Here is an 18,040-nt window from a genome sequence, read left to right on the forward strand (position 1 = left end):
CGGCCCGAGCTGCTGGGGGTGGCCACCCCCAGCAGCTCGATCCGTCGGAGACACTATAAGCCAAACTCAACATACAAGGGTTAGGGAGGGGGCACCGTCAGCCGACTACATAACCCCCGACGACCGATGCCGCGGGTCGAGCCAATCCCGCAGGCCATCTCCCAACATCGTCAGCCCCATGACGCTGAGCGCAATCGCCACACCCGGAAACACCGCCTGCAGCGGCGCGGTGAACAGGTAGGTCTGGGCGTCGCCCAGCATCCGGCCCCAGCTGGGGCTTGGCGGCTGGATGCCGAGGCCGAGGTAGCTCAGCGCCGCCTCGTTGACGATGGCGACGGCGAACAGCACGGTGGCCTGGACCACGATGATGCCGGCGATGTTGGGCAGCACATGCACCAGCGTCGCCGACGCAGGCCCCCGCCCCAGCGCCAGCGCCGCGCCGACGAAGGGCCGCCGCCACACCGCCAGCGCCGCGCCGCGGGTGACGCGGGCCAGCACCGCGGCGTTGAACAGCGCCAGGGCCAGCACGACGTTGACCGCCCCCGCCCCCAGCACCGCGGTCAGCAGGATCGCCGTCAGCACGGCCGGGAAGGCGAAGACCAGATCGCCCAGCCGCGCCACAACCTCGTCCCCCCAGCGGCCCAGCCCGGCGGCCAGCAGCCCCAGCGGCACCCCTCCCAGCAGGCCGAGCCCGACCGCTGCCGCCCCGACCGCCAGCGAGTTGCGGGCGCCGACCATGACCATCGACAGCACGTCGCGCCCGAAATGGTCGGTGCCGAGCCAATGGGCGGCGCTGGGCGGCTTCAGCCGGGCGATCACCCGCACCTGCTCCGCCGGGTAGGGAGTCCACAGCAGCGACAGTAGCGCCATGGCGACCAGCAGCAGGGTCAGCGCGACGCCAAGATAAAGGGAGAGCGGAAGACGCCGCCTCACGACGACAGTCCCTTTGGGCGGGGATCGGCGAGCGCGCAGGCAATGTCGACCAAAGCGTTCACCACTACGACGAACAGGGCCAGCAGCACGACCACCCCCTGCACCACGATCAGGTCGCGCTGGCCGATCGCCTGATAGAGCAGCCGGCCCAGCCCCGGCAGGGTGAAGACATTCTCCACCACCACCGCCCCGGCCACCAGGAAGGAGATTTGCAGCCCCAGCACCGTCGCCACCGGGATCAGCGCGTTGGGCAGGGCGTGGCGCAGCAGGACCGCGGTGCGGCTGACACCCTTGGCACGGGCGGTGCGGATGTGGTCCTCGGCCAGCGTGTCGAGCACGGCGGTGCGGGTGATGCGGGCGAGGATGGCGGCCTCCGGCAGAGCCAGCGCCAGGGCGGGAAGCAGCAGCGCATGCAGCGCCGGGCCGATTCCGCCGCTCCAGCCGGGCCCAGTCCAACCAGGGAATCCGCCGGCCGGGAACCAGTGCAGGGTCAGGGAGAACAGCAGGATCAGCAGGATGGCGATCCAGAAGCTGGGCATCGACACGCCGAGCTGAGAGAAGCCGAGCACCGCCCAGTCCCCGCCCCTGCCCCGCCGCGCCGCCGCCAGCAGACCGAGCGGCAGGGCCAGAGCCGTGCTGATGACCAGCGACAGCAGGGCCAGCGGCAGGGTCACCGCCAGCCGTTCCGCCACCAGCTCCGCCACCGGGCGGGCGTAGGTCAGGCTGACGCCCAGGTCGCCGCGGGCAAGCGCGCCGGCCCACTGCAGGTAGCGGGTAAGGATGGGCTGGTCGAGCCCCATCTGGCTGCGCAGGGCCGCCAGCGTGTCGGGCTGCGCGTTGACACCCAGCATCAGCAGGGCCGGGTCGCCGGGAACCAGTTGCAGCACCGCGAAGACCACGATGCTGGCCAGCCAGACGGTGACGATCAGGCTGACCAGCCGTCGCAGCAGGAACGCAATCACGCGGGGGCTATCCTTACTTCCAGGAAACGCCGGTGACGTCGTTGGCCTGGATCGGGCGGTTCACCCACATGCCGGTCAGGCCGGCCTTCTGCACCGTCACCGACGGCAGCATGAAGAGGAAGCCGTTGACCGCATCCTCCGCCAGCACCTTCTGCTCCTCGCCGTAGAGGGCGTTGCGCTTGGCGGGATCCTGGGTGCGGTTCAACTCGTCGTTCAGGGCGTTGAAGCGCTCGCTCTTGTAATTGAAGTAGTAATCGGGGCGGGCGTAGATGTCGATGTCCAGGGGCTCGGTATGGGCGATCATGGTCAGGTCGTAATCCTTGCCCTTGAACGTCTTTTCCAGCCAAGCCGCCCATTCCACCGGCTCGATCTTCGCGCGGATGCCGACCTCCGCCAGCATGGCGGCGATCAGCTCGCCGCCTCGGCGCGCATAGGGCGGCGGCGGCAGGCGTAGCGTGGTGTCGAAGCCGTTGGGGTAACCGGCCTCGGCCAGCAACGCCTTCGCCTTGGCCGGGTCGTAGGGATACATGCCGGTCAGGTCGACATAGCCCTCGCGGTGCGGCGGGAAATGGCTGCCGATGGCGACGCCGTTGCCGTAGAGCACGCCATCGATCAGCGTCTTGCGGTCGATGGCATAGGCCATGGCGCGGCGGACGCGGACATCGTCGAAGGGCTTGCGGGCGTTGTTGGTCGATAGGATGGTCTCGCCTTCCGTCGAGCCGACCATCACCGTGAATTTCGGGTCGTTGCGGAACTCCGGCAGCGCCTCGTAGGTGCTGAACAGGGTGAAGGCGTCGATGTCACCGGCCTTCAGCGCCGCGACCTGGGCGGCGGGGTCGCTGATGAAGCGGAAGGTGACGCGGTCGAGCTTCGGCTTCAGTCCGTCATAGTCCGGGTTGCGGACCAGGACGACGCGGTCGCCGGCGACCCAGCGGTCGAACTTGAAGGGACCGGTGCCGACCGGCTTCTGCTTGTTGGTCGCCGCCGATTCCGGGGCGACGATGGCGGCGTCACCGCTGGCCATGTGGAACAGGAACAGGCCGTCGGGGCGCGACAGGGTGACGACCACCGTCTGCGGGTCCGGCGTCTCCACCTGGGAGATCGGGGCGAAATAAGCCTTCTGGGCGTTAACGGAGTCGGCGGCGCGGGCGCGGTCGAGCGTGAACTTCACGTCGGCGGAATCGGCGGTGGTGCCGTCATGGAACTTCGCATTCGGACGCAGGGTGAAGCGGTAGGTCAGCCCGTCGTCCGACACCGTCCAGCGTTCCGCCAGACCGGGGATCAGCTTGCCGTCGGCATCGACGCGCAGCAGCGGTTCGAACAGGTTGGCGTAGGTGACTTCCTTGATGGCGCCGGCCGCACCGGCGGTCGGGTCCAGATGCGGCGGCTCCAGCGCCATGCCGACGACGAGGTCGGTGCGCGGCTGGGCCGTTGCCGTCAGGGACGTGGCGGCCAGCGCCAAGGACGCGAAGGTGGCTGCTGCGGCAGCCAGGGTGAAACGCTGCTTGGCGGTCGACATGGTTGGCAAACTCCCCCGTCTCGTCGTTATCGACGTTCTCTTTGCCGCGATGATGCGGTGCGGCGAGGGAGAGCGCAAGCGAAGCCGCCACGCTATTCCACCCACCAGCTTTCCAGCATCGGGCCATAGAGCGGTGTGACGGCGGGACGGTGCAGGGTCGACCAGCGGGCGATGCGGTCCACCGGGCTGTGGAACAGCGGAACCATGTAGTGCCCCCACAGAAGAACCCGGTCCAACGCCCGCACCCGGCCGACCAGGGCGGCCCGCGTCGTGGCGGCGGCGATGGAGCGGGCGAGCGCATCGACCACCGGGTCGCGGATGCCGGCAAGGTTGCGGCTACCCTCCTGCCCGGCCGCATCGGATCCGTAATAATAGAGCTGCTCGTTGCCCGGCGACAGGCTGGACGCCCACCAGCGCATGGTCATATCGAAATCGAAACCATCCAACCGGGCCTGGAACTGGGCACTGTCGACCGTGCGGACGCGCGCCTCGATCCCCAACGGCTCCAGCGAGCGGGCAAACTCCAGCGCCACCCGTTCCTCCGCCGGATCGGAAAGGAGAATTTCGAAGGCGAAACGATTGCCCGCCGCATCGGTCAGCCGGCCGTCGCGCACCCGCCAGCCGGCCTGCTCCAGCAGCCGCAGCGCCTCGCGCCGGTTGGCCCGCAGGCCGGCGGGGCCGTTGCCGGTTTCGGGCAGGACGAAGGGCTTGGTGAAGAGATCGGCCGGCAGGCGGTCGCGGAAGGGGGCCAGCGCCTGCAGTTCCTCCCCCTCCGGCAGGCCGTGGGCGGCGAGTTCGGAGTTGGGATAGTAGCTGGCGGTGCGGGTCAGCAGGCCGTGGAACAGGTTGCGGCCGATCCAGTCGAAATCGGTCGCCATCCCCAGCGCCCGGCGCACCCGGACATCGGCGAAGATCGGCCGGCGGGTGTTGAAGATCAGGCCACGCGCCGGTTCCGGGCGGTGGTTCGGCAACTCCTCCCGCACAATGCGGCCGTCGCGCAGGGCCGGGCCGTCGTAGCCGGTGGCCCATTTGGCCGGATCGCTTTCGTAACGAACGTCGCCCTGCCCTGCCTTGAAGGCTTCCAGCGCCACGGAATCGTCGCGGTAATAGTCGAACTCCAGACGGTCGGCGTTGAACTGGCCGACGCGGACCGGCAGGTCGCGGCCCCAATAGTCGCGCACCCGCTCGTAGACGATGCGGCGGCCGGGATCGACCGCGGCGACGCGGTAGGGGCCGCTGCCCAGGATCGGCTCCAGCGTCGTGCGGCTGAAGTCGCGGCCCGCCCAGAAGGCCTTGGAATGGATTGGCATCAATCCCATCAGCAGCGGCATCTCGCGGTCGATGCTGCCGTCCGGGTTGGGTGAGAAGGCGAAGCGGACGGTCTGCGGGTCGGGCGCCTCGGCCGCCGTGACCTTGGCGTAGAACAGGCGGCGGTTGGGGGTGCCGTGCTGCCGCTGCGCCTCCAGCGAGAACAGCACGTCGGCGGCGGTCACCGGCGTTCCGTCATGCCAGCGCGCCTTCGGATTGATGTGGAAGGTGACGGCGGAGCGGTCGTCGGCCACCTCCACCCGGTCGGCCAGCAGTCCGTAGAGCGAGAAGGGCTCGTTCCACGACCGCGTCAGCAGCGTTTCGAAGACATAGCCCATCCCCAGCGCCGGCACGCCCTTGACGATGTGCGGGTGCAGGCTGTCGAAGCTGCCGGTCACCGCCTGCCGGATGGTGCCGCCCTTGGGCGCCGCCGGATTGACGTAGGGAAAGGCGGTGAAGTCCGGCGGCAAGGCGAGGTCACCATGCATGGCAATGCCGTGTTGGGCAATGCCGTGATGGGGGGACTCAGCCACCGTCGGATGGGGCGCCAGCAGAGCCAGAAGGATGAGGAGAAGGACGATCGGGCGGGCCATGGCCGTCAGGGTTGCCGCTTTGCCGCACCTGCGCAAGAGCCAGCGCAAGTTCCTTGGACTCAGGGTGCGTTCCGCCTAAACTCCCGCCCCGCGTGGCGCCGGACCGGGCATCGGCGCCGAAACAAGAACGTGCCCTGAATACGCCAGTCGAAGGAACGCGATACATGGATCTGAGCAAGCTCGCCGCGGGCAAGAACGTGCCCTGGGACGTGAACGTCGTCATCGAGATTCCGATCGGCGGCCAGCCGGTGAAGTACGAGGTCGACAAGGACTCGGGCGCCGTGTTCGTCGACCGTTTCCTGCACACCGCGATGTTCTATCCCTGCAACTACGGCTTCATCCCGCACACCCTGTCGGGTGACGGCGATCCGGTGGACGTCTGCGTCGTCGGCCAGCACGGCGTCGTCCCGGGCGCGGTCCTGCGCTCGCGCCCCATCGGCGTCCTGTACATGGAGGACGAGGCCGGCGAGGACGAGAAGCTGCTGGCCGTTCCGGTCGACAAGCTGCACCCGTTCTACACCGACGTGAAGAACTACACCGACCTGCCGGCCATCGTGACCGAGCAGATCGCCCACTTCTTCGAGCACTACAAGGATCTCGAGAAGAACAAGTGGGTGAAGGTCCGCGGCTGGGGCAACGCCGAAGAGGCCGCCAAGAAGATCGAGGAAGGCCTGGCCCGCGCCCTGGAAGCCAACAAGGGCAACCCGGGTCCGGTGGTCTGAGGATAGTGGTTTGAACCGTGCGGCCTCAGCCCTGTCGGCTTAGGGCCACACGGTCGGGCATGCATCTCCCCGCCTCCGGCATATCCGCCGGCTGCGCGGGGAGATGCCCCAATCCAACAAGCGTCCGGCGCACCGCGAGGTCCAGCGGCGTGTGCGGTTCCTCGCCCAAAAAGTCCAGCAGACGGCGGTTGTCCAGCCGCACCGGCTGTTGCCAGAGATAGCGCATCTCGCTGATCTCGCGGAGCAGCGGCACCGCCAGACCGCCCAGCCGCAGCATCCACCACGGTATCCGCCGCACCGGCAGGTCGGGTTCGCCAAGAGCGCGGGTGATGGCGGCAACCATTTGATCGCCGTCGGCGTCCCAATGGCCATCCATATGGAACATCGCGTCATCGCCCAGGTCCGCCTCGCGGTCGAGCAGGCGCATCGCCGTTTCCGCCACGTCGGGTAGATAGGCCCATTGATGGCCGATCTCCCGCCGGCCGGGCTGGGCGATCCGGGTCGGCGGCTTGCCGGGCGTCAACAGGCCCTGGCTGAACCAGCTGCCGCCGGGACGCGGGCCGAAGAAGTCGCCACAGCGAAGGATCAGCAGCTTCGCCGCCTGCCCCACCGCGCGGTGCAGGCGGCGTTCCATCTCCACCCGGATGGCGCCCTTGCGGGTGAGCGGGTTCTGCGCCGCCGTTTCCGGGATCAGCGGGAAGACGTCGGGGCCATAGTTGTAGACGGTGCCGGGCAGCAGGATGCGGGCGCAATTGGCACAGGCCGCGGCAATGCTGTTGTCCAGCATGGGTAGAACCAACCGGTCCCAATCCCGGTAGCCGGGCGGGTTCACCGCATGGACGATCAGCGCCGCCCCCTCGGCCGCAGCCAGCACATCGGCGGCGTTCATCGCGTCGCCGACGATCCAGTCGATGCCGTCCGACCGCGGCGACTCCGCCGGCTTGCGACGCAGGCCGCGCACCGTCCAGCCGCGCGCCGCCAGCGCCCGCGCCATTTCGCCGCCGATGCCGCCGGTCGCCCCCAGAACCAGGGCGGTCCTGTCCGTGCCGGTCGCCTGCCGTACCATACGCTGCCTCCATCGCTCTTGCGGTCCGTGATGGAGGGAAGGATGGGCCAGGGGATGGCTGAACGGAATTGTCGAACTGCGGCTATGCGCTATACTGAAATCGATGAACCCGCCGCCACCCAGCTGGGACCTCTACCGCAGTTTCCTGGCCGTGATCCGTGAAGGATCGCTGTCGGCGGCGGCGCGCGCCCTGGGGTTGACACAACCGACGCTGGCCCGCCACGTCGCGGCGCTGGAGGAAGCGGTCGGCGGCTCCCTGTTCGTGCGCTCGCCGCGCGGGTTGGACCCGACCGACGCGGCCCTGGCCCTGAAGCCGCAGGCGGAGGCGCTGGACAGGGCAGCCGCCAGCCTGTGGCGCACGGCGTCGGGTTTGGGGGCCGGCCCGGAAGCCGATGTGCGCGGCACCGTGCGGGTCACCGCCAGCGAGGTGGTGGGCGCCCGCATCCTGCCGGCGATCCTTGCCGGCCTGCGGACCCGCCATCCGGCGCTGGAGGTCGAGTTGGTGCTGTCCAACTCGGTCGATGACCTGTTGCGGCGTGATGCCGACGTTGCCGTCCGCATGGTGGAGCCGGACCAGCAGGCGCTGCTGGTGCGGCGGATCGGCAGCATCGCGCTCGGTATGTACGCCCACCGCGACTACCTCGACCGCCACGGCATTCCGCGGCGGCTGGAGGATCTCGGCCACCATAGCCTGATCGGCTTCGACCGCGAGACGCCCGACATCCGCGCCATGATGCGGCGGATGCCGGCCATCGCTCTGCCCCGCTTCGCTCTGCGGTCCGACAGCCATCTGGCCCAGTTGTCAGCCGTCGAGGCCGGGTTCGGCATCGGCATCTGCCAGGTCCCGCTGGCACGCCGGAACCCCGACCTGCGGCGGGTGCTGGCGGACGCCTTCGACATGCCGATGGGCATGTGGGTCGCCATGCACGAGGATCTGCGCTCCACCCCGCGCTGCCGCGCCGTCTTCGACGGGTTGGCGGCGGGCCTGAGGGATCACGTGTCAGCGGATCACGTGACGTAGCATCAACTGGTCCAGCCCATCCGACGTTCGACGCCGTCCGCCGCCTCCTTCAGGATTTCGGCACTATGGCGGAGCGCGGCCTCCTCCTCCGCCGACAGATTGGGCAGGACGGTGTCCACCACGCCGCCGGCGCCGATGACGCGCGGTAGTGACAACACCACCTGCGGCACCCCGCAGACATCGTCGGTCAGCATGGCGCAGGTCGCCACCAGCCGTTCGTCGGCACCGATGGCCGAAACCAGCCGGGCCAGTCCGCCGCCGATGCCGAAGGCGGTGTGGCCCTTGCCGTTGATGATGCGGTAGGCGGCGCGGCGCACCCCCTCGTCGATGGCGGCGCGGTCCTCCGCCGTCAGGCTGCGGCGGAGCTGGGTGGCCGCCTGCTCGACGGACAAGCCGGCGACGGTGGCGCTCGACCACAGCAGAACTTCCGAGTCGCCATGCTCGCCCACCACATGGGCGTGGACGGAGCGCGGCGTCACCGCCAGCTGTTCGGCCAGCAGGGCGCGGAAGCGCGCGGTGTCCAGCACGGTGCCGGAGCCGATGACCCGGTTGCGCGGCAACCCGCTGATCCGGGTGGCGATCTGCGTCATCACGTCGACCGGGTTGCTGGCGACCAGCAGAACGGCGTCGGGTGCCGCCTTCAGCACCTCCGGAATGATGGCGCCGAACACCTTGGCGTTGCGTTCCAGCAGTTCCAGCCGGGTTTCGCCCGGCTTCTGGGCGACGCCGGCCGACAGCACGACCACCCCCGCCCCCTCCAGCGCGGCATAGGAGCCGGCGCGGACGGTGACGGCATGGGTGAAGGGCACGGCATGGGCGATGTCCTGCGCCTGGGCCTGGGCCAGCGCCTCGTTCATGTCGACCAGCACGACCTCGCTCGCCGCACCGGTGGTCACCATGGCGAAGGCGGCGGTGCTGCCGACGAACCCGGCCCCGACAATTCCGACCTTCATGAACAGGCTCCTTTGCGCAGGTTGACGTCTGGTCCGGCGGACAGCTTGGCGGCGGTCGGTGCCCCACCGCAAGGCGCAAGGCGACAACTCCCCCTTGTTTTCGTCCCTCTGCTCGTTTTCAACAGGCGCGACGAAACGCCCCCTTGCCCAATGGTCATACCAGCCCGTAATGTTGCGCCGCAGCAAATGGCGGGGATGAAAGTCCGGGCTTGCGCTGTTCGTCATCAAAATCGTCGGCATCCCGTGGCAGACTGGGGCCGGCGCCTTTTCCCAGCACCGGATCCGGTCATGACCGTTCGCAACCTCGACAAGCTGTTCAAGCCCGCCTCGATCGCCCTGATCGGCGCCAGCCGCAAGCCCGGAACGGTGGGGGCCGTGGTGGCCCGCAACCTGTTCCAGGCCGGATTCGACGGCCCGGTGATGCCGGTCAACGCGACCGAGCGCGCGGTGGAAGGGGTGCTGACCTACAAAACGGTGGACAGCCTGCCGATCACGCCGGACCTGGGCGTCATCTGCACCGCCCCCGACACGGTGGCGGCGACCATCGACGCGCTGGGCAAGCGCGGGACCAAGGCCGCCATCGTCATGACCAACGGCATGTCGGCCGAACAGACGCAGGCGATGCTGGAAACGGCGAAGCCCTATCTGATGAGGGTGCTGGGACCGAACAGCCTGGGCGCCATGGTGCCGGGCCGCGGCATGAACGCCAGCTTCGCGCCGGTGGCGCCGCGCAAGGGCGACGTGGCGCTGGTGGCGCAGAGTTCCATGGTGCTGACCTCGGTCGCCGACTGGGCGACCTCGCGCGGGATCGGCTTCTCGCATCTGGTGTCGCTGGGCGACCGCGGCGACGTCGATTTCGGCGATCTGCTGGACTATCTGGCGTCCGACGTCACGGTGCGCGCCATCCTGCTCTATATCGAGAGCATCACCCAGGCCCGCAAATTCATGTCGGCCGCCCGCTCCGCCTCGCGCCAGAAGCCGGTGATCGTCATCAAGGCCGGCCGCTCGGACGAGGCGCAGGAGGCCGCGGCGTCGCACACCGGGGCGCTGGCGGTGTCGGACGCCGTCTATGACGCGGTGTTCCGCCGGGCCGGCGTGCTGCGGGTGAACGATCTGGCCGAGCTGTTCGACGCCGCCGGCACGCTGGGCACCGGGGTGCCGATCACCGGCGACCGGCTGGCGATCCTGACCAACGGCGGCGGCATGGGCGTGATGGCCACCGACAAGCTGATCCAGGCCGGCGGCCGGCTCGCCGCGCTGGCCCCGGAGACGCAGGATGCTCTGGCCAAGGCGCTGGGTCCGCAGCCGGCCGGCGCGCCCTTCCGCAACCCGCTGCGCATCGGTGCCGACGCCACGCCCAGACGCTATGCCGAGGCACTGAACGCGCTGATGCAGGACACCGGCAACGACGCGGTGCTGGTCCTGCACTGCCCGTCCGCCCTGACCGACAGCGAGGCTATCGCCCAGGCGGTGGCGGAGACGGTGCAGGCCAACAAGGGGCGCCGCCACCCGGTGCTGACCAGCTGGATCGGTGACCAGTCGGCGATGGAGGCGCGCAAGCTGTTCGCCGACGCCCGTATCCCGACCTACAACGGCCCGTCCGACGCGGTACGCGCCTTCATGCATCTGGTGCGCTACCGCCGCAGCCAGCAGCTTCTGATGGAGACCCCGCCGTCGGTGGCGGAGGATTTCCAGCCAGACGAGATCACCGTGAAGAAGGTGGTCTCCCGCGTCATGGCCGAGAAGCGCGAGTGGCTGAGCGAGTTCGAGGCCAAGCGCGTGCTGGCGGCCTACGGCATCCCGGTGGTCGACACCCGCGTCGCCGAGACGCCGGAGGAGGCGGCCAACGCCGCCCGCGTCATCGGCGGGCCGATCGCGCTGAAGATCCTGTCGCACGACATCACCCACAAGTCCGACGTCGGCGGCGTCGCGTTGGGCCTGACCAGCCCGGAGGACGTCAAGGCCGAGGCCGAGGCGATGCTGGGCCGCGTCGCCGAGCTGGCGCCCGAGGCGCGGATCGAGGGCTTCACCGTGCAGGAGATGGCCGTCCGCCCCGACGCCTATGAGCTGATCGTCGGCATGACCGAGAACGAGATGTTCGGCCCGGTCCTGCTGTTCGGCGAGGGCGGCATCGGCGTGGAGGTGGTGGAGGATTACGCGCTGGCCCTGCCGCCGCTGAACATGAAGCTGGCGGCCGAGCAGATGAGCCGCACCCGCATCCATCGCCAGCTGCAGGGCTATCGCTCGCGCGCGGCGGTCGATCTGGACGCGGTGGCGCTGACGCTGAACAAGGTCAGCCAACTGGTGGTCGATTTCCCCGAGATCGCGGAAATGGACATCAACCCGCTGCTGGCCGACGCCGACGGCGTGCTGGCGCTGGACGCCCGCATCAAGGTTGGCGTGCCCGTGTTGGCGGGGGCGGCGCGGCTGGCGATCCGGCCATACCCGAAGTCGCTGGAAGACCGTATCACCATCAAGGACGGCCGCCAGTTCTTCGTCCGCCCGATCCTGCCGGAGGACGAGCCGCTGGTGCATCATCTGGTGGAGAACCAGACGGCCGAAGACCTGCGCCTGCGTTTCTTCGCGCCGCTGAAACGGCTGTCGCACCAGGCGGCGGCCCGGCTGACCCAGATCGACTATGACCGCGAGATGGGGCTGATCGCCGTCGGTCCCGACCCGCAGACCGGCGAGACCATCATGTATGGCGTGGTGCGCATCACCGCGGATCCCGACAATCGCCGCGCCGAATATGCGGTGATGGTGCGGTCCGACATGAAGGGCCAGGGGCTGGGCTATATCCTGATGAACAAGATCCTGGATTACGCCCGCTCGCGCGGTATCCGGGAGGTCTATGGCGAGGTTCTGCGCGAGAACACCAACATGCTGAACATGTGCCGCGCCCTGGGTTTTGTCCGCAAGGAGAACCTGGACGAGCCCGGCGTGGTAGAGGTGCGGATCGAGCTGGGTGGCGGGCTGGCGGCCTGAGGGTTCTTATACCGGTGGTTGACTATGGATCGGGATGAGGCAATATCAGGCTTGGCGGGCAGAGGCCGTAATCCCCTGCCCGCCGGCCCGATCCTTACCGGAAGAGGTCAAGCAGCCGCTTGACGATCTCCAGCACGAGGATCAGGAGCTTGAGGATTTGCATCATCCTCTTCACTCCTCGTAAGCGGCGGGGATGGCGGCCAGTCCGCCATCCCGTCCGCGCCGCCACTGTGACGCACGCATAGGTATTGCGGAAGCGCTTTCGCTCGCGAAATCGGTATTTTGAGAGGCTGCGGCATGCCGTCGCGGCGGCGGTCGATCCTTCCCTTACAGCCAGCCGCGCCGGCGGAAGTACCAGAGCGGAACCACCGCCGACAGCACCATCAGCAGGATGGCCATGGGATAGCCGAAGTCCCAGTCCAGTTCGGGCATGTGCTTGAAGTTCATGCCATAGGCCGACGCGATCAGCGTCGGCGGCATCAGCGCCACCGAGACGACCGAAAAGATCTTGATGATGGCGTTCTGTTCGATGTTGATCAGGCCAAGCGTGGCGTCGAGCAGGAAGTTCGCCTCGTGCGCCAGGAAGCCGGCATGCTCGGTCAGGGACCGCAAGTCGCGCGTCATCGTCTTCAGCGCGGTCTTCTGGTCCTTGTTCAGCCGGCCGCCGCTGACCGAGGTCATGAACACCACCAACCGGTCGAGCCCGGCCAGGCTGTCGCGCACCTTGTGGGTCAGGTCGCCGGCCCGGCCGATGCCGCGCAGCACGTCCTGCAGTTCGTCCGGCTTCTTGGCCGCCTTGCCGAAGCCGCCGCCGTCCAGCGAATCGTCGAAGACGCGGGCCGACAGCTCGTCGATGCGGCCGCCGACCAGTTCCAGCACGTCGGCCACCCGGTCGATCACCGCGTCCAGCAGGCCGAACAGCGCGCTTTCCCCCGTCGCCAGCAGTTCCGGCTGGCGGACGCAGCGGGCGGCGAAGGTGATGACCGGCAGCGGTTCGGTATAGCGCAGCGTAATGAGTTGGCGCGAGGTCAGCACGAAGGTCAGCTCGCCCTGCTCCGGATGGGGCGAGGTGGCGCGCGAGATGATGGGAGAGGTCATGTAGATCCCCTCTCCCTCGACATAGAGCTGGCTGGAGGCCTCGATCTCCTTCATCTCTTCGCGCGTCGGCAGGTCGCAGCCGGTCAGCGCGCCGACATGGCCGCGCTCCGCTTCCGTCGGGCGCAGAAGATCGATCCAGACCGCCCCGGCCGGCAAGTCCTCGCCGAGTTCCAGCGGCTGGCGCACCACCCGCCCGTCTTCGGCACGGGCATGGACGGTGATCAAAGGGCAGCCTCTGCCGGCACCGGCGCGTCGGCGGCGCGGCAGGCGGCGGCCAGCGTGTTCAGCATCAGGCAGGCGATGGTCATCGGGCCGACGCCGCCGGGAACGGGGGTGATGGCGCCGGCGACCTTCACCGCCTCGTCGAAGGCGACGTCGCCGACCAGACGGGTCTTGCCCGGCTCCGCCGCGGCGACGCGGTTGATACCAACGTCAATTACCGTGGCGCCCGGCTTGATCCAGTCGCCGCGCACCATCTCCGGCCGGCCGACCGCCGCGACCAGGATGTCGGCGCGGCGGCATTCCTCCGGCAGATCGGCGGTGCGGGAATGGGCCATCGTCACCGTGCAGTCGGCCTGCAGCAGAAGCTGGGCCATCGGCTTGCCGACGATGTTGGAGCGACCCAGCACCAGCGCGCGCTTGCCCTTCAGGTCGCGGCCCAGCGTGTCGCGGATCAGCAGCAGGCTGCCCAGCGGCGTGCAGGGCACGATGGCGCCCGGCTGCCCGGTGGCGAGCAGACCGGCATTGACGACGTGGAAGCCGTCGGCGTCCTTTTCCGGAACGATGCGGGCCAGCACCTTCTGAGTGTCGATGTGCTTGGGCAGCGGCAGCTGGACCAGGATGCCGTGCACCGCCGGATCGGCGTTCAGCCGGTCGATCAAGGCCAGCAGGTCGGATTCGGCCATGTCGGCCGGCTCGTGATGGTCGAAGCTGTTCATGCCGAGTTCGACCAGCGCCCGCTCCTTGGAGCGGACATAGACCTGGCTGGCCGGATCCTCGCCCACCAGCACGACGGCCAGACCGGGGGTGACGCCATGGCTGGCCTTCAGCGCCGCCACGCCGTCCGCCACCCGCGCACGCAGGCCGGCCGCAAAGGCCTTGCCGTCGATGATCTTCGCGTCCGCCATGCTACTCTCCACCCTCGCTACCCACATCGTCGATCAGGGGCGACAGCCGCGCCAGCAATGCCGCCGGGTCGCCCGCCACATGCAGAATCTTGTTCCGGTCGGTGGCGCCGGCCACCACCGTCAGGCTGGTCTTGGGCAGTTTCCATGCCTTCGACAACAGTTTTATGACGGCCTCGTTGGCTTTGCCGTTTTCCGGCACCGCCGTGACCGCCAGTTTCAGAACCTTCCCCCCACCGGCCTTGTCGGCCGTACCGGTCACCGCATTGCGTGACGCCTTGGGCGTCACCCGAAGTGCGACGCGCAGGCCGTCAGCCACCGCCTCGATGGGGGAGAATGCCGCCACGGTCAGAAGCGCGGCCAGTATTGCGCCAGCAGGTTCTGGATGAAGGAGATCGCCAGCAGCACGACGATCGGCGACAGGTCCAGCCCGCCCATGTTGGGCAGGACGCGGCGGATCGGACGCAGCACCGGCTCGGTGATGCGGTACAGGAAATCCCCGATCAGATAGACCGCGCGGTTGCGCGTGTTCACCACGTTGAAGGCTACCAGCCAGCTGAGGATCGCCGACAGGATCAGGACCCAGAAGAACAGGTCCAGGATGGTGTTGATGAGCAAATACAGCGCGATCATGCCGGGCCAGCTCCAGTGCGGTTTTTGCGACGGCCGCGCGCAGCGCACTGCGCGACGGGCGCCAGCCTTTTCCGGGCACCCTAAGCATAAGCGCGGAGGCCTGTCCAGTACGGCGGCCCGCCGATCGCCCGAGCGGCCTGCGGCGGATCGGCCGTCCTATGCCCCATCCTGCGCCATCCCACACCCACTTCATTTTTTCTGAATCAAGCGCTTGACAGCACCCCCCGTGATGGACAATATCCGCGCCACGCCGGGGCGACGAAGACGCCACGGTGTGAGTGTGGGGCCGTAGCTCAGCTGGGAGAGCGACGCGTTCGCAATGCGTAGGTCGGGAGTTCGATCCTCCTCGGCTCCACCATTTCCCCCTTCCCCGGAAGGGTGAGACAAGTTGATGGATCGTCAGCGGGCGTTGCCGGAAACGGCATCCGGCCCGCTTTTTTGTGTTCGCACGTCAGGCCGGCAGCAGGTTGCACCGGCGGACCCGATGGCCCGCCGGTGAGTTCGGTCGCCCCGGTTACACCCTCAGCCGTTCTCCGCCAGCACCGAGCCCGCGAGGTAGAGCGAGCCGCAGATCAGCACGCGCGCCGGGCCCTTACGGCCGGCAACCAGATCGGCCAGGGCGGCGTTCACGCTGTCGGCAGCGCCGTGGTCGCGGATGCCGCAGAGCTTGGCGGTCTCGCAGGATTCCTCGGCGGTGAAGCTGGCCTCCTCGCCCGGGATCGCCACCGCGCGCAGGGCATGGGTGAAGGGAGCCAGCGGACCCAGGAACTCGAACGGGTCCTTGCTGGACAGCATGCCGTAGATCAGCAGAAGCGGCAGGGCGGGGCTGCCGCCCGATCCCTCATTGGGCTGGCCGCCATTGGGCTGGCCACGCGACCAGTCGACCGCCTGACGGGCCAGAACCTCGCCGGCCGAATCGTTGTGGCCGCCGTCCAGCCACAGCTCCCAGCCCGGCGGCAGGCTCTCGGCCAGCGGGCCGCGGGTCAGGCGCTGTAGACGCCCCGGCCATTCGACGGTGGCAAGGCCACGGCGCACCGCGTCGTCGTCCACTGCCAGCGGCAGATGGTCGAGACAGGCGATGGCGACGCCGGCATTGGTGATCTGGTGGACGCCGGCAAGCCCCGGCATCGGCAGGTCGAGCCGGCGCTTCGCGCTCTCGAAGCGGAAGCCATCCGGACGCTCTTCCACCGACCAGCTCTGGATGGGCGCGGCGATGGCATTGGCGCGCAGCTTCAGCACCTTCAGCGCGTCGGCTTCCGGCTGCGGGGCCAGCACCACCGGGACGCCGGGCTTGAAGATGCCGGCCTTCTCGCTGCCGATCTCCATCAGCGATTCGCCCAGGAACTGGCGGTGGTCGTAGGAGATGCGGGTGACCGCCGTCACCGCCGGCTTGTCCACCACGTTGGTGGCGTCCAGCCGCCCGCCCAGCCCGGTCTCCAGCAGGACCACGTCGGCCGGCACGCGGGAGAAGGCGAGGAAGGCGGCGACCGTCGTCACCTCGAAGAAGGTGATCGGATTGCCGGCGTTGGCAACCTCGCACTCCTCCAGCAGGGCGGCCAGATGATCGTCGTCGATCAGCCGGCCGGCCAGGCGGATGCGCTCGTGGAAGCGGACGAGGTGCGGCGAGGTGTAGACATGGACGCGGTGGCCGGCCGCCTCCAGCATCGCGCGCAGGAAGGCGACGGTTGATCCCTTGCCGTTGGTGCCGGCGACATGGACCACCGGCGGCAGCTTCCGCTCCGGATGGTCCAGCGCCGCCAGCAGACGGCGCACCCGGTCCAGAGACAGGTCGATGACCTTGGGATGAAGCCCCTTCAGCCGGTCCAGCACCGGGTCGGAACGGGTCGCGGCCGGCCCGTCAGACGGATTGGCGAGCGGAAGGGCGGCATCGGTCATGATCGTCTCTGGTCGGATGGGCGGGAGGTGCCGGTCAGTCGTCGCCGGCCTGGACGGGAGCCGCCGGCTGAGGAGACGCCTGCTGGGAGGACGCCTGCTGCGTCGCCGCCGGCTGGGCCGCGGTCGCCTGTGTGGCCGGCTGCGCGACCGGTTGCGTCGCCGACTGCGGCAACTGGGCCGGCTCGCCGTCGACCCCCTGGGCGGCGGACAGGTCGATGTCCTCCGCCACCGCGTCGAGGCGCGGCGTCATCAGCAGGCCGATGGTGCGGACCAGCGTCGGGCGCAGGTCGCGGCGATGGACGACCATGTCGACCATGCCGTGCTCCATCAGATATTCGGAGCGCTGGAAGCCTTCCGGCAGCGTCTCGCGGATCGTGCTTTCGATCACGCGGGCGCCGGCGAAGCCGATCTGCGCGCCCTTCTCGGCGATGTGGATGTCGCCCAGCATGGCGAAGCTGGCGGTGACGCCGCCGGTGGTCGGGTCGGTCAGCACGACGATGTAGGGCAGGCCGGCTTCCTTGACCATCTCCACCGCGATGGTGGTGCGCGGCATCTGCATCAGCGACAGGATGCCTTCCTGCATGCGCGCCCCACCCGACGCCGGCACGACGATCAGCGGCGCGTTCTTCGCCACCGCCAGACGGGCGGCGGTCAGCAGCCCTTCGCCGACGGCGATGCCCATCGACCCGCCCATGAAGCCGAAGTCGAAGGCGGCGACCACGGCGGCATGGCCGCCGATGCGGCCCTCGCCCACCACGATGGCGTCGGTGCGGCCGGTCTTGGTCTGGGCTTCCTTCAGGCGGTCGGTGTAGCGCTTCTGATCGCGGAACTTCAGCGGGTCGGCGACCGACTTCGGCAGCTCGACGCTCTCATAGGCGCCGTCGTCGAACATCGTCTCCAGCCGCTTGACCGGGTCGAGCCGCATGTGGAAGCCGCAATGCTGGCAGACGTGCAGGTTCTCTTCCAGCTCGCGGTGGAACAGCATCGACTCGCAGCTCGGGCACTTGTGCCAGAGGTTGTCGGGCACTTCCTTGCGGGCGTAGAGCGCGCGGATCTTGGGACGGACGTAGTTGGTAAGCCAGTTCATGGAACGCCTTTCAACGACATGGCGGTACGCCGAAGCCCGGCGGCGGCTGGACTTGGGGTCCGTGCCGCACCGGGCTCTTCAGCCGTTCGTCGCCATGAGCGATCGTGTTGCAGGTGTCGTAAAGCTGTTTGCCGTCGTTG

The 18,040-nt window shown here is 68.8% G+C and carries 15 protein-coding genes and 1 tRNA gene; 4 read left to right on the forward strand and 12 right to left on the reverse strand.

Annotation, left to right across the window (positions count from 1 at the left end):
* Window positions 1–105: 105 nt before the first annotated feature.
* The 4 genes from TSO5_RS16955 to TSO5_RS16970 form a co-directional block, all read right to left on the reverse strand.
* Window positions 106–933: an ABC transporter permease gene (locus tag TSO5_RS16955; RefSeq protein WP_109152655.1), complete on the reverse strand. Its 828-nt coding sequence runs from the start codon at window positions 931–933 to the stop codon at window positions 106–108.
* Window positions 930–1,895 (reverse strand): ABC transporter permease, encoded by a 966-nt coding sequence (locus TSO5_RS16960; RefSeq protein ID WP_109152656.1) that lies wholly within the window; start codon window positions 1,893–1,895, stop codon window positions 930–932. The genes TSO5_RS16955 and TSO5_RS16960 overlap by 4 nt, the downstream gene beginning before the upstream one ends.
* Window positions 1,896–1,908: 13 nt before the next feature.
* Complete coding sequence (locus tag TSO5_RS16965; RefSeq protein ID WP_109152657.1) at window positions 1,909–3,414, reverse strand: ABC transporter substrate-binding protein; 1,506 nt, start codon at window positions 3,412–3,414, stop codon at window positions 1,909–1,911.
* A 92-nt stretch (window positions 3,415–3,506) separates the two neighbouring features.
* Entirely contained in the window at window positions 3,507–5,315 is a 1,809-nt protein-coding gene (locus tag TSO5_RS16970; RefSeq protein WP_109152658.1) for an extracellular solute-binding protein, read from the reverse strand.
* 164 nt (window positions 5,316–5,479) lie between these two features.
* Between TSO5_RS16970 and ppa the strand changes: the two genes are divergently transcribed.
* Entirely contained in the window at window positions 5,480–6,037 is a 558-nt protein-coding gene (gene ppa, locus TSO5_RS16975; protein ID WP_012975242.1) for an inorganic diphosphatase, read from the forward strand.
* Between the two features lie 25 nt (window positions 6,038–6,062).
* On the opposite strand, the gene TSO5_RS16980 is transcribed toward ppa, so the two are convergent.
* Window positions 6,063–7,103: an NAD(P)H-binding protein gene (locus tag TSO5_RS16980; RefSeq protein WP_109152659.1), complete on the reverse strand. Its 1,041-nt coding sequence runs from the start codon at window positions 7,101–7,103 to the stop codon at window positions 6,063–6,065.
* A gap of 103 nt (window positions 7,104–7,206) precedes the next feature.
* On the opposite strand from TSO5_RS16980, the gene TSO5_RS16985 reads away from it, so the two are divergent.
* Window positions 7,207–8,124, forward strand: coding sequence for a LysR family transcriptional regulator (locus tag TSO5_RS16985; RefSeq protein ID WP_109152660.1), 918 nt, complete (start codon window positions 7,207–7,209; stop codon window positions 8,122–8,124).
* 2 nt (window positions 8,125–8,126) lie between these two features.
* Here the strand turns inward: TSO5_RS16985 and TSO5_RS16990 are convergent, their stop codons facing one another.
* Window positions 8,127–9,077, reverse strand: coding sequence for an L-lactate dehydrogenase (locus TSO5_RS16990; protein WP_109152661.1), 951 nt, complete (start codon window positions 9,075–9,077; stop codon window positions 8,127–8,129).
* A gap of 288 nt (window positions 9,078–9,365) precedes the next feature.
* Between TSO5_RS16990 and TSO5_RS16995 the strand changes: the two genes are divergently transcribed.
* Window positions 9,366–12,062 carry a bifunctional acetate--CoA ligase family protein/GNAT family N-acetyltransferase gene (locus tag TSO5_RS16995; RefSeq protein ID WP_109152662.1) on the forward strand — a complete coding sequence of 899 codons (2,697 nt, stop codon included), beginning with the start codon at window positions 9,366–9,368 and terminating at the stop codon, window positions 12,060–12,062.
* A 327-nt stretch (window positions 12,063–12,389) separates the two neighbouring features.
* Here the strand turns inward: TSO5_RS16995 and TSO5_RS17000 are convergent, their stop codons facing one another.
* Genes TSO5_RS17000 through TSO5_RS17015 form a run of 4 tightly spaced genes read right to left on the reverse strand, consistent with a single transcriptional unit; the run spans window position 12,390 to window position 14,917 of the window.
* A complete protein-coding gene (locus TSO5_RS17000) occupies window positions 12,390–13,385 on the reverse strand; it encodes a magnesium transporter CorA family protein (protein WP_109152663.1) in 996 nt (331 codons plus the stop codon).
* A complete protein-coding gene (gene folD / locus TSO5_RS17005) occupies window positions 13,382–14,287 on the reverse strand; it encodes a bifunctional methylenetetrahydrofolate dehydrogenase/methenyltetrahydrofolate cyclohydrolase FolD (protein WP_109152664.1) in 906 nt (301 codons plus the stop codon). The genes TSO5_RS17000 and folD overlap by 4 nt, the downstream gene beginning before the upstream one ends.
* A gap of 1 nt (window position 14,288) precedes the next feature.
* The gene (locus TSO5_RS17010) at window positions 14,289–14,630 is read right to left on the reverse strand and encodes a DUF167 family protein (protein ID WP_158282438.1); all 342 of its coding nucleotides are present in this window, start codon (window positions 14,628–14,630) and stop codon (window positions 14,289–14,291) included.
* Between the two features lie 2 nt (window positions 14,631–14,632).
* A complete protein-coding gene (locus TSO5_RS17015; RefSeq protein WP_109073245.1) occupies window positions 14,633–14,917 on the reverse strand; it encodes a YggT family protein in 285 nt (94 codons plus the stop codon).
* A 282-nt stretch (window positions 14,918–15,199) separates the two neighbouring features.
* On the opposite strand from TSO5_RS17015, the gene TSO5_RS17020 reads away from it, so the two are divergent.
* Window positions 15,200–15,275, forward strand: a tRNA-Ala gene (locus tag TSO5_RS17020).
* A 164-nt stretch (window positions 15,276–15,439) separates the two neighbouring features.
* Here the strand turns inward: TSO5_RS17020 and TSO5_RS17025 are convergent.
* Window positions 15,440–16,813: a folylpolyglutamate synthase/dihydrofolate synthase family protein gene (locus TSO5_RS17025; protein ID WP_109152665.1), complete on the reverse strand. Its 1,374-nt coding sequence runs from the start codon at window positions 16,811–16,813 to the stop codon at window positions 15,440–15,442.
* A gap of 34 nt (window positions 16,814–16,847) precedes the next feature.
* The gene (gene accD, locus TSO5_RS17030) at window positions 16,848–17,900 is read right to left on the reverse strand and encodes an acetyl-CoA carboxylase, carboxyltransferase subunit beta (RefSeq protein ID WP_109152666.1); all 1,053 of its coding nucleotides are present in this window, start codon (window positions 17,898–17,900) and stop codon (window positions 16,848–16,850) included.
* Window positions 17,901–18,040 lie beyond the last annotated feature (140 nt).

Source organism: Azospirillum sp. TSO5 (assembly GCF_003116065.1).
Taxonomy (GTDB): domain Bacteria; phylum Pseudomonadota; class Alphaproteobacteria; order Azospirillales; family Azospirillaceae; genus Azospirillum.